14 protein-coding genes are annotated in these 15,268 nt (G+C 37.6%); 10 read left to right on the top strand and 4 right to left on the bottom strand.

The genetic code is table 11. The features are described 5' to 3' along the window. Positions 1 to 8 precede the first annotated feature (8 nt). The 4 genes from MF646_RS10245 (at position 9) to rlmH (ending at position 3,519) form a co-directional block, all read left to right on the top strand. Positions 9 to 803 carry an MBL fold metallo-hydrolase gene (locus MF646_RS10245; protein ID WP_250096402.1) on the top strand — a complete coding sequence of 265 codons (795 nt, stop codon included), beginning with the start codon at positions 9 to 11 and terminating at the stop codon, positions 801 to 803. 263 nt (positions 804 to 1,066) lie between these two features. Next, positions 1,067 to 2,287 (top strand): S1C family serine protease, encoded by a 1,221-nt coding sequence (locus MF646_RS10250; RefSeq protein ID WP_250096403.1) that lies wholly within the window; start codon positions 1,067 to 1,069, stop codon positions 2,285 to 2,287. A gap of 524 nt (positions 2,288 to 2,811) precedes the next feature. After that, positions 2,812 to 2,973 (top strand): CxxH/CxxC protein, encoded by a 162-nt coding sequence (locus MF646_RS10255; protein WP_250096404.1) that lies wholly within the window; start codon positions 2,812 to 2,814, stop codon positions 2,971 to 2,973. Positions 2,974 to 3,039: 66 nt separating this feature from the next. Beyond that, entirely contained in the window at positions 3,040 to 3,519 is a 480-nt protein-coding gene (rlmH, locus tag MF646_RS10260; RefSeq protein WP_250096405.1) for a 23S rRNA (pseudouridine(1915)-N(3))-methyltransferase RlmH, read from the top strand. Between the two features lie 134 nt (positions 3,520 to 3,653). On the opposite strand, the gene rluF is transcribed toward rlmH, so the two are convergent. Together rluF and MF646_RS10270 are read right to left on the bottom strand one after the other, a co-directional pair. After that, the gene (rluF, locus tag MF646_RS10265; protein WP_420842497.1) at positions 3,654 to 4,361 is read right to left on the bottom strand and encodes a 23S rRNA pseudouridine(2604) synthase RluF; all 708 of its coding nucleotides are present in this window, start codon (positions 4,359 to 4,361) and stop codon (positions 3,654 to 3,656) included. A gap of 424 nt (positions 4,362 to 4,785) precedes the next feature. After that, positions 4,786 to 5,130, bottom strand: coding sequence for a hypothetical protein (locus MF646_RS10270; RefSeq protein WP_250096407.1), 345 nt, complete (start codon positions 5,128 to 5,130; stop codon positions 4,786 to 4,788). 231 nt (positions 5,131 to 5,361) lie between these two features. On the opposite strand from MF646_RS10270, the gene MF646_RS10275 reads away from it, so the two are divergent. From MF646_RS10275 to MF646_RS23275, 5 genes are all read left to right on the top strand, one after another. Next, complete coding sequence (locus MF646_RS10275; RefSeq protein ID WP_250096408.1) at positions 5,362 to 6,210, top strand: NAD-dependent epimerase/dehydratase family protein; 849 nt, start codon at positions 5,362 to 5,364, stop codon at positions 6,208 to 6,210. A 40-nt stretch (positions 6,211 to 6,250) separates the two neighbouring features. Next, positions 6,251 to 7,087 carry an aldo/keto reductase gene (locus tag MF646_RS10280; protein ID WP_250096409.1) on the top strand — a complete coding sequence of 279 codons (837 nt, stop codon included), beginning with the start codon at positions 6,251 to 6,253 and terminating at the stop codon, positions 7,085 to 7,087. A gap of 306 nt (positions 7,088 to 7,393) precedes the next feature. After that, entirely contained in the window at positions 7,394 to 9,193 is a 1,800-nt protein-coding gene (locus MF646_RS10285) for an endo-1,4-beta-xylanase (RefSeq protein ID WP_250096410.1), read from the top strand. Between the two features lie 820 nt (positions 9,194 to 10,013). Further along, on the top strand, positions 10,014 to 10,853 hold the full coding sequence (locus MF646_RS10290) for a protein-glutamine gamma-glutamyltransferase (protein WP_250096411.1): 840 nt from the start codon (positions 10,014 to 10,016) through the stop codon (positions 10,851 to 10,853). Positions 10,854 to 10,973: 120 nt separating this feature from the next. After that, positions 10,974 to 11,201, top strand: coding sequence for a YjcZ family sporulation protein (locus tag MF646_RS23275; RefSeq protein ID WP_275980275.1), 228 nt, complete (start codon positions 10,974 to 10,976; stop codon positions 11,199 to 11,201). 287 nt (positions 11,202 to 11,488) lie between these two features. Here the strand turns inward: MF646_RS23275 and MF646_RS10300 are convergent, their stop codons facing one another. Further along, a complete protein-coding gene (locus tag MF646_RS10300; RefSeq protein WP_250096412.1) occupies positions 11,489 to 12,025 on the bottom strand; it encodes a TQO small subunit DoxD in 537 nt (178 codons plus the stop codon). Between the two features lie 392 nt (positions 12,026 to 12,417). Next, entirely contained in the window at positions 12,418 to 13,794 is a 1,377-nt protein-coding gene (locus MF646_RS10305) for a glycoside-pentoside-hexuronide (GPH):cation symporter (protein WP_250096413.1), read from the bottom strand. Between the two features lie 422 nt (positions 13,795 to 14,216). On the opposite strand from MF646_RS10305, the gene MF646_RS10310 reads away from it, so the two are divergent. Continuing rightward, on the top strand, positions 14,217 to 15,095 hold the full coding sequence (locus MF646_RS10310) for a radical SAM/SPASM domain-containing protein (RefSeq protein ID WP_250096414.1): 879 nt from the start codon (positions 14,217 to 14,219) through the stop codon (positions 15,093 to 15,095). Positions 15,096 to 15,268: the final 173 nt, after the last annotated feature.

Raw genomic sequence — 15,268 nt, forward strand, 5'->3', positions numbered from 1 at the left:
TGATATAAATGACATTACGCTTTAGTGTACTGGCAAGCGGCAGTACAGGCAATGCTGTCTATGTAGAGACAGAAGAGCAGCGTTTACTTATAGATGCAGGTTTAAGTGGAAAGAAAATGGACGAGCTCTTTCAAAGGATTAATCGCGATCCTAAAGAGTTAAATGGAATTCTCGTAAGTCATGAACATTCAGACCATATTAAAGGGGTAGGAATTTTTGCTAGAAAGCATAAGCTTCCTATTTACGCGAATGAAAAAACGTGGAAAGCGATGGAAGGTCAGCTTGGGACGATTGCTACTGATCAAAAATTCACGTTTGCAACAGGAGAAGTGAAGACGTTTGGCAACATTGATGTTGAGTCTTTTGGTGTCTCGCATGATGCGGCAGAACCGATGTTTTTCACGTTTCACCATGAAGGGAGAAAGCTCGTTCTTGCAACAGATATGGGCTATGTAAGCGACCGGATCAAAGGGACAATTGATAAAGCAGATATTTTTATTTTTGAATCGAATCATGACATGAATATGCTTCGAATGGGACGGTATCCGTGGAGTGTTAAACGTCGTATTTTAAGCGACGTAGGACACGTGTCAAATGAGGATGCAGCACTTGCTCTATCAGATGTGATTGGAGACAATACAAGCCGTATTTATTTGGCCCACTTAAGCCTTGATAATAATATGAAAGATTTAGCTCGTCTCTCGGTTGAACAAGTATTAAAAGAGCAAGGAATGGCCATAGGAGAGCAATTTGAGCTATATGACACGGACCCACAAAACCCAACTGCATTAGCAGTAGTGTAGAGAAAAACAGAATTCATTATAGAGGCCACTGAAAAAGGTATGGGTTTTACCTTTTTTTCAGTGGCCTCTTTCTCTGTTGTTTTTTGTAAAAAAGATGAGTACTGCAGTAGTTTCGACGACTATGCGTCAATTTTGTTGGGAATTATAGAAGAAGTGTAAAAAATTTATGAAAAACGTTTAAGTCCCTATTTTTTAGGCAAATTCTTATTATAATAAGAAGTAAATATGACTAATTAATTAGGAAAAAAGGGTGGTGTTACAAAATGGGTTACTATGATGATCATGTAACAGAACAAGTAAGTAGACGCAATCGGAATCGTGGAGTTCCTATCATTGCAGCGTTTATTGGATCCATCATTGGGGGGTTGTGTGTATTATTTTCGATTCCTATTTTATCTAACTTTGGACTATTACCATATAATTTGAACACCGAGCCTGAGTCGGTAGCTGTATTTGATTCACAAACACCGCAAGAGGGACTGCAATCGGTGAGTCTTGATGTAAATAGTAACGTCACACAGGCGGTAGACAGAGTATCTGATGCCGTTGTTGGGGTGATTAACATGCAACAATCCAACTTCTTTTCTTCATCTGAGGCGAACGAAGGAACAGGTTCAGGTGTGATCTATAAGAAGAGTGGAGATAAAGCATATGTTGTGACAAATCACCACGTCATTGAACGTGCGAATGAAATTGAAGTAAGCCTAGCAGATGGCACTAGAGTACCAGCAAAATTACTAGGAACCGATGTTATCACAGATTTAGCTGTTCTTGAAATTGATGGTGAAAATGTAGAAACGACAGCAGAGTTCGGTAGCTCAGAGACGTTACGTGTAGGAGAACCAGCTCTAGCAATTGGAAATCCATTAGGCCTTCGTTTTTCTAGTACAGTAACACAAGGAATTATTAGCGCAACAGAGCGTAGTATTCCAGTAGACTTAACTGGAAATGGCCAAATCGATTGGTACGCAGAGGTACTGCAAACAGATGCAGCGATCAATCCAGGAAATAGTGGCGGTGCATTAGTGAATATTGAGGGGCAGGTTATCGGTATCAACTCAATGAAGATTGCGCAAAGCTCTGTTGAAGGGATCGGCTTTGCAATTCCAACAGCGATTGCTCTTCCAGTTATAGAAGATTTAGAAAGTATTGGTGAAGTACGCCGACCACAGCTAGGGGTTGGAATTCGATCACTAAATGAAATTCCAAGTGCCTATTGGCAAGAAACATTAAAGCTTCCTGAAGACATTAAAGGTGGAGTCGTCATTACAAGTATTGCACCAACATCACCAGCAGATCGTGCAGGACTGCAAGAGTATGACGTCATTGTAGAAATTGACGGAGAGGAAATAGGAGACGGACACGCCTTACGAAAATTCCTTTACACAGAAAAGAAAATAGGCGATGAAGTCGACGTCACCGTTTACCGAAACGGAAACCGCGAAGTCATCAAAGTACAACTAGCAGAACAACAAAGTTTTTAAGCCATAAAGAAAAAAGGTCGGTCTTTGACCTATTTTCTTTATGGCGAAGCACTGAGCGGAGCCGCCGTAATGTTTTAAGCCTTTTGAGCGGTCTTCTCAAAAGGCGCACGGCGAGTGGAGCCAGTGCAACTCATGTTCGCACTATTCAAGAAAAAAGGTCGGTCTATGACCTTTTTTCTTTATGGCGAAGCACTGAGCGGAGTCGCTGCCATGTTTTAAGCCTTTTGAGTGATCTTCGCAGGAAGGCGCGCAGCGAACGAAGCCAGTGCCCCCCATGTTCGCACTATTCATGGTGAAAGGTCGGTCTTTGACCTATTTTCTTTATGGCGCCATGTTCGCACTATGATTGTCAAAAGAGCGGTTTTCCTTTTGAGACCGACTGCACAGTCATGCAGTCGTCAGTAAGTGTCTTGTTAGAGCAATTGAGAACTCCATTTCTCACTGCTCTTTTTCTATTTCATTTATCCACAGCTTAAAAACAGGGTATGCTATAATGGAAAATGCAAAACGAAAGGACGTTATATATGTACTATGCTTGCAATGAACACATTGAAGTGGCAATTGATATGGTAGTAGATGAGGAGGAAATGGCACCAGTTGTTGAAAAAGTAGAAACAAGTAATGAGCCATTATCCACAAGTTGCAGTTTTTGTGATAGCGCAGCCATCTACAGTGTGGATACATAATTGTTTATCCACTATGTTGATATGTGGATAACTACTGTGGATAATTATTAGGAGGTTATACACATTGTGAATATCCAAGTTGTTACGGTTGGGAAATTAAAAGAGAAATATTTAAAGATGGGGATAGATGAATACACAAAGCGGTTGGGTGGTTACGCAAAAATAGAAGCGATAGAGGTAGCAGATGAAAAAGCTCCAGAACAAGCTAGTGATGCAGAAATGAAGCAAATAAAGGAAAAAGAAGGAGAACGGATTTTAGCAAAAATTCATCCTGATACACACGTAATTGCTCTAGCTATAGATGGGAAAATGATGACATCAGAACAGCTCGCAGATAACCTTGATAAGCTAGCTACGTATGGAAAGAGTAAGATAGCCTTTGTTATCGGTGGATCGTTAGGATTAAGTGAAGGTGTGTTGAAAAGAGCAAATGAGAGTTTGTCGTTTTCAAAAATGACGTTTCCCCATCAGTTGATGAAGCTAGTGTTGCTGGAGCAGGTTTATCGGGCTTTTCGAATTAATCGGGGAGAACCGTACCATAAGTAAATGAGGTACTTTAAAATTGAGAAGGATTGATTTATTACTAATACTTTTTCCAAAAAAAGAGAGAGAAGGGCTTGCAGATTGGTACGCATAGCCCTCTATCTGCAAAGCAACTTCAATCCTCACAGATCTCCTTTTTACCATTCCTTTGGTTCATAGTTTAGTTCTCTAAATAACTGTGTGCGCTCTTTCTTTGATAAATCTCTCCATTGTCCAGGGGGGAGATTCCCTAAATGGATATTCATAATCCGAGTTCTTTGCAGTCTATAGACTTCGTAGCCTAACTCTTCGCACATGCGACGAATTTGGCGATTTAACCCCTGTGTTAAAATAATTTGAAAATCAAATTTCGATAACGGTCTCACTTCACAAGGCAGTGTTTTTGTACCTAATATCTTTACACCCTCAGACATATTCTTTAGAAATTCAGGAGTGATCGGCTTATCTACTGAAACGATATATTCCTTTTCATGCTTATTTTCAGCACGTAAAATCTCATTAACGATATCCCCATCATTTGTTAGCAGTATTAAGCCTTCTGAATCTTTATCTAGTCGCCCTATATTAAAAACTCTTAATGGATGATTGACTAAATCAATAATATTTCCCTTTACTTTCTTTTCTGTTGTACTTGTAATACCTACAGGTTTATTTAAGGCAATATAGACATTATTTCTAGCTACCCGAACCGGTGACCCGTTTACTAGGACATCATCCCCAGGCTCGACTTGATCGCCTATTTGTGCACGTTTTCCATTAATTGTGACTCTTCCTTCAGTAATTAATTTGTCCGCACCTCGCCTTGATGCTTTTCCAGCTTCACTAATATATTTATTAATACGTATGTTAATCACGACCTTAAGTTTGATAATTGTTTATTTCTGCGTATCAAATATACCTTATTTTAAAGAGCGAATCAAAAACCTCATTTAGATACATTACGGTGAACCGTATCATAAGTAAATGAGGTTTTTTTAGTACCCAAAAATTAAGGTTAGACAGTAAGAAAAATTACTTTCAATGGAAGCATAGAAAACTACTTATATAAACAGTTTTTATGGGAAGAACTAGAATGTATAAATTAACGTGAGAAAATTAAGGCTATTTATAACGAGTAAATGGAGGAGCGTTTCCTATGTACCTCATAAGCAACCCCTCACAGCTGTTAAAGTTGTGAGGGGGTTTTTTTTTATCATTGAAAATTATTAGTTCAAAGACCGGCTTGTTCTAGTAACGGTAATAATATAGGTTAGACCCTCTGCTTCTACTTCAACAGTGTTTGTATAGCTTATTTCCATTATTTAATACAACATTGCTGAAACTGTGAGCGAATTGATTTTCACCTTCACTCATAGTAAAGTAGATGTCTCCAGCAGCTCTGAAGTTTGCACCTTGTGAAGTAACCTTATAATTCTTAACTTCAACTCCAGTAATATAAGCTTCTACCTGCTCTTGTACTTCAATTTCTTCACTTTCAGCATCTCCAGAAAACACTACATGGCTTTTACCTGCTGCCATATCAATTGAATCTTTAAGAGTGTAAGTACCAGCTTCTTCAGCTACAAAGTTAGCAGTTGAAACATAAGAGTTTACTCCTTCTACATCTGCAAGCAAAGTTTCGTACTCAACTTTTAAAGCTACTTCTTTCCCAGCTTCATTTGCTGCAACCCATCCGTCTTTATAAATAGTTACTTTGTACCATTAGTTAGAAATTACTTGAAAATTTTAAATTATTAACATATACTTAGTTCGTTGGATGAACTAAGTAAGAAAATAACTTGATTCTCATTATTTAGGGATTGTGGAGAGTCTTGTCATGACTAATTAAAATTTGGAGGGTTGAAAATGAAAACGGTAGTAATAACAGGTGGAAGTGGTTTACTTGGTTCAGCAGTGATAAAAGAATTTTTAGAACATGGTTATGAAGTCATTAATGCAGATATTAAGCATCCAAAAGAAGCACTTTGCAGGACAGTCATTACAGACTTAACGAATTTAGGTGAAGTCTATGGGGTATTAGCAGGTGCTGATGCAGTTGTCCATCTTGCAGCTATTCCGGTAGCATATTCACATCCTAACGAAGTAACCTTTCAAAATAATGTCATGTCCACTTATAACATCTTAGAAGCTGCAGGAAATTTAGGAATTAAGAAAGCGGTAACATCTTCAAGTGAGTCCTCATATGGTATATGTTTTTCAAAGCAAAATTTAAAACCTCAATATGTGCCAATAGATGAGGACCACCCGCAATTACCAGAAGAAAGCTATGGTTTATCTAAGATTGTAAATGAGAAAACCGCTGATATGATCCACCGCAGAACGGGGATGCAGGTGGTATCTTTCAGATTGGGAAATGTCATATCTCCTGAAATGTATAAGAATTTTCCTGAATTCATCCATAATCCTGAACAGCGAAAACCTATTTTATGGAGTTATATTGATACACGAGATGCTGCGACTGCTTATCGCTTAGCCGTTGAAGCAGACGGACTTGGTTCTGTTGCCCTTAATATTGGGGCGGATGAGACAAGTATGGATATTGAGAGCAAACAATTAATGGAAATATGCTTTCCTGATGTAAAAGACTTTAGAAAAGATTTAACAGGTTTTGACCCTCTATTAAATAATGAAATGGCTAAGAAACTCTTAAATTGGAAGCCTATTCATAAATGGAGAAATTACGTGAATCTATAATTCTATGTTGAAAATTTTTATATAGGGAGAGATAAACAATATGGATAGCATACAAAATACAACCACATTACATAACGGTGTAAAGATGCCATGGTTGGGCTTTGGTGTTTTTAAGGTTAAAGACGGGGAAGAAGTTGTGAATTCAGTAAAGACGGCTCTAGAAATTGGCTACAGAAGCATTGATACTGCAGCCATTTATGGAAATGAAGCAGGAGTCGGTAAAGCAATTGCTGAATCAAATGTCCCTAGAGAAGAATTATTTATCACCACAAAAGTTTGGAACGCAAATCATGGCTATGAAGCTACTCTTGCAGCTTTTGATGAGAGTATGGAGAAGCTAGGTTTAGACTATTTAGACCTTTATTTAATTCACTGGCCCCTTCCTTCTCAAGGCAAATATGTAGAAACATGGAAAGCACTTGAGAAACTGTATAAGGATGGACGTGTTCGTGCCATTGGTGTAAGTAATTTTAAAAATCATCACCTTGAAGAGATCATCGCAAACTGTGAAATCAAACCGATGGTCAATCAGGTGGAATATCATCCGCGATTTAATCAACGAGAATTGCATGGCTTTTGTAAAAAGCACGGCATCCAGCTTGAAGCATGGTCTCCATTAATGCAAGGTGAACTTCTTAATGAGCCAACTTTGATTGAAATTGCAAATAAATACAATAAATCAACTGCCCAAGTCATTATCCGCTGGGATATACAAACGGGAGTAGTAACGATTCCAAAGTCGGTAAAGTCTCACCGAATTGCTGAAAATGCAGATGTTTTTGATTTTGAACTTTCACAAGAGGACATGGACAAAATTAATGCCCTGAATCAGGATCAACGTATGTTTGCGGATCCAGATGATTTTGATAGAGTTTAAGTTTTGTTAAATGGGGCCTGAAGTAGAGGCCCCAACAGGTAATGCCAATCAAGATGATTACTCCGGTATGATCTCTCATTTATAACTTAGCAACAAGGCTTGTATCAAAGGGAACCTATTAGCTAAGTGGTGATATAGAAGGGAGGCGATACTCTTCAGACAGTCTAAGTAAAAAGTAGAATAGTGTAACGTAAGTCCAAACTATTTAAGTCGAATATTTAAAAGAGAGACTAATAGCTGGAAAAGTAGGATTTAGTGTGGGTTTCAAGAAGTGTACAAATATGTTAGGAGAAAGGATAAAAAAACATGAAAAAGTTATTTTTTATTTGTTTGATGGCTGCTCTTCTGGCGGGCACTTTTACGATGCAGGCCTTGGCTAACACCGATGATACCGCTTTGCAAACGGTCATCGATGAGTTCGAGGCGCTTGATGAGAATGTTTATACCCCAGCCACTTATCGATTAGCCAAAATGGAATACGATAAAGTAAAGGAACTAATGGAGAGTCAAAACGCCACGCCGGACGAAATCAACGATGCAATCAATGCTTTTAACAAACGTATTGCAGCACTGAGAGTCCGAAACGGTTCTGAGTCACTATGGAAAACCTATGAGGATTACTTCGAAATAGGCAACATTTATAGCAGCCGTGGCAACTTAGATCCGAGTAACACTCGCGGCTTGTTAACATCTACCCATTTCAACGCACTCACCGCAGAAAATCACATGAAGCCCAGCCTCCTTTCCTCTGGAGACGCCGGACAGGAGGGTACTTTTAATATTTACGAGGGATCTAACCACATCTCTGACCAGTTAGTTAGAGAAGCACAAGAAAACGGCATCGTGGTGCACGGACACGTGTTGGTATGGCACAGTCAGTCTCCTAACTGGGTCAACGGTGGCACTAGTGGCAACTACACGAGAGAAAAGGCCAGAGAAAACATGGAGCGCTATATCAAAACCGTAGTCGAGCACTTCGACACAAATTATCCTGGTGTAGTCACAACTTGGGACGTCGTCAACGAGGCATTCATTGATGAAGTGCCAAGCATTCCAGAAGGCGCCAATTGGAAAGATTATCTTCGCGAAGGAAACCAGAGTGGCTGGTATAAATCTTACAGCAACGGTATGGTAGAAGGTGAAGATCCGAGCGACTACATCTATGATGCCTTCGTGTTTGCCCGTAAATATACTGACGCTAAGTTGTTCTACAACGACTTTAATATGTATGAGGATGGCAAGTCGAAGCTGACCGCGATGATGGTTAAAGAACTCAACAAGCGGTACAAGAATGAGTATCCAAACGATCCTCGCCAGTTAATCGAGGGTGTCGGTATGCAGTCACACAACTACATTATGGATACCCCGCCTTCCAGCGTGGAAAACGGCATCCTTAATCTCCTGGACGCTGGAGTCGATCTGATCATTAGTGAACTTGATCTATTCGGCTGGTTTCCTTGGAACGCTGAGCCTACTGGTTCATCTTCGGGTTACATGGATTTGAGGGATCGTGGAATTGAACATATAATCGGTGCGACAGGCACAGAGGAACAGAGAAATTACTGGATTGATCGCGGTATAACCAATGGCTCTGAGATTGAAGTGATCCAGGCCGAGGTTTACGCCGAATACTTCAGAATCTATAAAAATTACGCAGCTAGTATCGACCGCGTAACATTCTGGGGTCTGAACGACAGTCAAAGTTGGAGAAGAGGTCACAACCCGCTGCTGTGGAACAGTGATTTCTCCCCGAAGGACGCATTCTACGCTGTGTCCGATCCGGAAGGCTACTTGGGTGTTGATCCTTATTATGTTAAACCAGTCCCTGCCTCCAAAGTTGCTGAGATAATTCTTGATTATAATGATATGAAGCCTGCTTATAGAAATGGAAGAAATGGTGGGAATTTTATCAGCGATGTTGCTAGGTTGATGGGTCCTAAGACATATTTTAATAACGAGCCTCACTCCATTAAGGCAGAAGAATTGGAATTATCCAATCGTGCCTACAGAAAAGCAGTATTTAATTTTCTTAAATCCCATCCAGGGATGGAAGATAAGATTTTAATCATGCCTCCAGATACATTCTTTATTAATAGTAAGAAATAACTCACAAGTAGTTATAATTTTTAGATAGATAAAGTAGGCCCCTTGGAGTTTTCTCTAGGGGACTGCTATATCCAAACGTAAAAACTCAGTTCAAGCAAAAACGGAGTTCCAAAAAATTGGAGCTCCGTTTTTCCTGTTATCTATTCGTTTTAGTAAGGAGAGTATGGGATATCATAATTTGGATATTGTAGGTAATAGTAACCAAATCCAGGTCCCGGGGCCAATAGTGCACCAGTAACAAGACCTCCTAAAAAACCTAAGCCTGGTCTAGCGAATCTATGGTGTATTCGTTGATGATGATATCAATTATTCCCTTTCCAATTGAGAATATTGTTTGCGGTTGACTAATGATTAAAAGGGTTTTACCTCATATAAGTCAGGCAATGGATGAAGAATCATATACATTGGTTTGTATGAGTACTTTTTCCCATGCTTTTTTGTCTAATTGGGTCGTCAACGACTTATTGAAAACTCTTTCACCTGCTTAGTTAGGCTGATTGGGTCGTCATCGGCTTTATGAAGACCTTCTCCCATGCTTCTTTGGACTAGTTTGCCCTTCATCAGCTTTATGAAGGGTATTAGCTTAATCAACTCTTTGCTCTGTTGAACCTGTTAGTCTCAAAAGGTCTGTTTTTGATCTTTTGAGACACCTCCGAAGCAACTTTATACGGGGATACCTTTCTCCCACGTATTCCTCTATAGCCCGAACCTATCGTAAAACGAGTAGCAAGTATTCCCCTTCCTTATCATATGAATTTAAATATAGATCCATATATTTCGAAGAAACCATCTCTTCGAATTAATTGAAATGGGGAATGATATGATATATGTAGCTGGAAGGCCATTTTCACTAGACAGTACAATGGACTTCGGAAGGGTAGAAAGAGTTACTATTCAACAAATGCTCAATTCGCCTGAAATGTTTTCCTATCCTTCCGTGAATGAATTTAGATTTGAAATAAACATTAGAAAAAACATTATGGAAAGTGCAAAAGAGATGAATGAGAGTCAAGTGACATTTACGATCTTTGAAAGCGCATATTGTAATCCTACATACTGGGATTTAACAAATGCTGGAGGCTTTTTGTTAAGGCCTGGTGTGCGACCATCTGATGCCATTGTCGATATTTACCGAAACGGATCTCTTTATGGATTTGAATGCGCGACGGCCATCATCATTATCTTTTACCAGGCCATCTTAAAAAGTGTCGGGAGACGTCATTTTGATTCTATTTTTCAAAACCTTTATTTATATAGTTGGCATACTGATCCTGACTTACAATTACACATCTTCAACTCGAATCGTTTTTTGCCTGGGGATGTTGTGTATTTTAATAACCCTGATTATCATCCCAATACGCCATGGTATCGAGGAGTAAACGCCGTCGTGTTGAGCGATGGATCGTTTTTTGGACATGGGGTTGGGATCGTGACAGCTGAACAGATGATAGAATTTTTAAATTCGGAAAGATCGCCAGGAAGTATGCAGCCTGCATACTTAGCTAATTTAATCACAAGAATTTCCCCTGCAACGTTGCTGATATTAACTTTACAAAGTCATCGTAATTTCTATAAGAAGCAAAAAAATGTCATACACCATAATCATTGTTCCATCTCGAGTTTTGTTTATCAGTTTTATCTGGATAACCATAATGACTAATTCCTTGCCAACTGTAATGAACCGGGACACCCACCCATTTATTGGGTTGACAGGTCCATATTTCAACTAGGTGAGTATAATGTAGTGTAAATATACTAACCGAAAAGGAAGTGTTGAGATATGTATGGTAACGCAAATATCCCCCCTAATATGATGGCTGGAGCAAATGTACCACCAAATATCCCTCCTAGCATGGTGGCAGGAGTAATGGATACACCTATGCCATATTCCGCTGCCCCTGTTTATGGATATGGTTATACAGCTCCAACTCGTGGGCATGGCTTCATATTAATTGTAGTCCTGTTTATTTTATTAATCATTGTGGGATGTAGTTTCCCTAAATGCTAATATAAGAGTCAAAGAGGGCAGTTTCCCACAGTCAGGGGTGTCTTAAAAGGTCAAAAACAAGACCTTTTGAGGCACCCCTTTTTATTGTTCATGTCTATAAAAAGTACTAAGCTGATAAAATAAAAAACAAATGGCTTTGCAATGAAATTGTTAAAATTAATTAGTAAGGGAGTCATAATATTGAAGATTAGAAGAGGTCTGTTATATGTTTTTTTGTTTGTGAACATTTTTGGATTGCTTTATTGGATTACTATAATGTTATTAGACATGTTTAATCAATAAGACGATTAGGAGTTACTAGTAAGCTTTTGTTTAGAAGGGGAAGAGACGTTTTTTTCTCTTTTGTTTAGATTAATTGTGAATAAAGTATCTAAACTAATAAACTTATCAAGACTAAAGTGATATATATTTTTTCTGAAAATAATTAATGTAAATGCATTTGTGTAAAGAATAAGGCTAATTACATTCATATTTCCAGAAAGGATAAAGTTAATGTGCATAAAGAGACAAACAAGAATTGATGGTATGGTGAATAAACCTACTATAAGAAATAGTCCCAGAATAATTTGAGTAATTGGTATAACATAGTTGAAAATCATCACATGCTCTAAAACCACATTCTCTATGAAGATTTTATAAAAGGTCGGGACATTATGATTTTGTAATGAATCTATTAAGTATTCATTTAAAAATAACCCTGGTTCTTTAAACCAAGACTTTTCGATAAGTTTCGTTACCCCTGCTAATAACCAACCTATTCCAAAAAGAACACGCATTAAAACAATTAGAATTGGAAGTACTCCAATATTTTTTAAAAAACTCACTTACTACTCCTCCTTAGCTTTATTGTTTCCTAAGGGAATTTATTTTGCCTTAGGGAAACTTTTTGTGTAAAAAAATTTACTTAAAGTCCTTTGTTTATAGGATTTGTTTTTTAGTTTGCTTTTACTTTAATGAATTATATGCTGTATAGTGTCGAATGTTTCCTTTGTATTAAAAAGTTTACCAAATGCAAAAAAATATGTAAACAACTATTTTTCATAAATCTGCATTTCCCATAACATGATAATTGATTGCTTCTTAATCGTAGTTTATTTGTTTGAGGTACAAAAGAGGGAGTAGGAGTATAATTAACAAACCCATAGATTACAGTTAAAACTGTTTATCTATGGGCTGTTAGGGAATGATATTCAAATTTCAATAAATCGCTTCCATTTTAAGCCGCTCGTTCTTTTAGTGCTGCTCGTATTTGAGAAAGTTTTTTATCATCAATATTATAAAAATTAATGTTAACTAAAGCTAACGCTAAGACAATTGCTGGTATTAAAGCGGTACCAATTAATATCCCAAACAAAGCTTGTGAGGATTGTGCTTGGTTTGCAACAAATCCAAATTGGGACAGTACGAGACCTGGAATCGCTCCTCCTAATGCCATTCCGCATTTAAAGAAGAAACCTATGAGTGAGTAAATAAGACCGCTTAATCTCTTTCCTGTTACATACTCACCGTATTCAATCGTTTCAGGAATAAGCGCCCACATAAATGCTCCAGCAGTTAATGTTCCAATCGCTGTTACTACTCTTGAAATTAAAATCAATTCGATCATGGTTGGGGGAATCAGCAATAGCGAAAGCGTTCCCACAATACTTAGGATAAGAGAGAGATTAAGCAAGGCTTTCTTTCCAAGTTTTCTATTGAGCCATGGAATTAATGGAATACATAGAAAAGCAGGTAAAGAGCCTAACAATGCATATAGCCCAACAAGATCTTCTCTACCAAGGTTATACGTGACATAATAAACACCAATTGAGTTACTTATAGAGTTCACACCGAAAATGAGAACAAAGAAAATACTTAAGACGACTAGTGGTCGGTTTTTTGCAAATTGCTCAAAGATATCAGTGAACTTAATTTTTGCATCATTGTTTACTGGTTTCACTCGTTCTTTTGTACTAAAAAAGCAAAAGAGTAGTAATAAGGCACCCACTAGCCCGATGATTCCCATTGTTAATTGCCAACTTCTAGTAGGACTTGCTATTTCACCAAAGTAGTTTGATAGAAATGGTACAAAATAAGCGACAATGACGCCCCCTAGATTCGCAAAGATCATACGTACTGATGTTAAACTAACGATTTCATTACTATTTTTTGTGAGTGCCGGTGTCAATGCTGCATACGGAACATTAACGAAAGTATAAACAATCGATAGCCCGATATAGGTTACATAAGCATAAATTAATTTTCCACCTTCAGTGAAATCCGGTGTCGTAAAACAAAGAAAAGCTAATCCTGCAAACGGAATTGCCCAAAACAACAAATACGGTCTAAATCGGCCAAACCTTGTATTTGTCCGATCGACTAATGAGCCGACCAATGGGTCACTTATCGCATCAATTAAGCGTACAACAAGAAACATGGTTGCAGCAGCTCCTGGAGAGATGCCATAAATATTTGTGTAGAAGAAAAGCAAGTAAATAGAGGTTGTTTGATAAATTAAATTACTAGCTAAATCACCTGATGCATACCCTATCTTTTCTCTCATTCCTAACTTAGAATTTTCTTTGAGAGAGGGCTGCGGTTGAACGCTTGGCATATGAGTCATCTCCTTGTTTTTAAAATCGAATGATTTATGAGAATATTACTTTTTACAACTTTTAATAAAAGGGCTTACAAGATTGAATTTTATATAATATAATCTTTTTTTAAAGAGTTAAAGCGTATACAACTTAGTTAGTTCGGTGGATGAACTAAGTTTTGTAAATTAAAATTACCACATATTTCCCCTGCTTGCAATAAGAAAAAGAATGAATTGATTAAAGTTAAATATTTTTCAAGAGACTGTGCATATTAATATGGTTGTCAGGAAGTTGTTGTAATCAAGGAATAATACCTCATAACTTTAAGACATTAATTCCCTTAAATAAGTTATTTCCATTCTTGAAGAATTGTGCTCTAATAATGATTAGAACAATATTTCATTCTGTTCTAAGTAGTGATAGAAGTGAGGAATGAAGGTTGAAAAAGTTTAAAAAGTTTTACTTAGAGATTACAAGTATTTGTAATCTTGCTTGTAGCTTTTGTCCGCCGACAGAACGGCAAAAGCAATTCATATCTGTAGAGGATTTTTCGAAGAGATTAGACCAAATAAAACCCCACACAGACTATATTTATTTACATGTAAAAGGTGAGCCGCTGCTCCACCCTAAAATAGATCAATTGTTAGACGTAAGCCATGAAAAAGGGTTTAAAGTTAATATTACTAGCAATGGAACATTAATTAATAAAAACAAACACAAATTGTTAAATAAACCTGCACTAAGGCAGATGAATTTTTCACTTCATAGCTTTGACGGGCATACTGGTTCTACTGATAAAGAAGGATACGTAATGAGTATACTTTCTTTTATCAAAGAAGCCACTAGTCAATCAGAAATGATTGTGTCGCTAAGGCTATGGAATCTCACACAAGATAATATGACGAATCTTGAAAGACAACGAAATCGTAATATCCTTGAAATCATTGAGAAAGAATTTGATTTAGATTACAAAATTGAAGAAAAAGTGTCCCCTGGAAGCGGTGTGAAAATAGCTGAACGGATCTTCATTAATCAAGATTATGAATTTCAATGGCCCGCTTTACATGAAGAAGAGGATGATGGGAAAGGCTTCTGTCATGGGCTTCGAAATCAAGCAGGTATTTTAGCTAATGGGACGGTTATTCCTTGTTGTTTAGATGGGGAAGGGATTATTAACCTCGGCAATATTAATGAGAAGTCATTTTCTGAGGTTATTGAAGGGGATAGAGCCAAAAAGCTTGTAGATGGCTTTTCACGAAGAGTTGCAGTTGAGGAGTTATGTAGGAAGTGTGGTTATCGTAAGAGGTTTGGGAAGTAGAATAATAAAAGATGCAGTTAAGGATGCTAGATGTATACAAAAAATGTAAGCAAGAGGTAAGGGAAAAATGTCCCCTACCTCTTATTTTTTACGAGGAAAAAGTCGATACTACCCTAAAATACTAATAAGAATACATAATTTATTTTCTTTGGTAAATAATAATTTTGTGATTA

The sequence above is a fragment of the Halalkalibacter alkaliphilus genome, assembly GCF_023555415.1.
GTDB lineage: Bacteria > Bacillota > Bacilli > Bacillales > Bacillaceae_D > Halalkalibacter > Halalkalibacter alkaliphilus.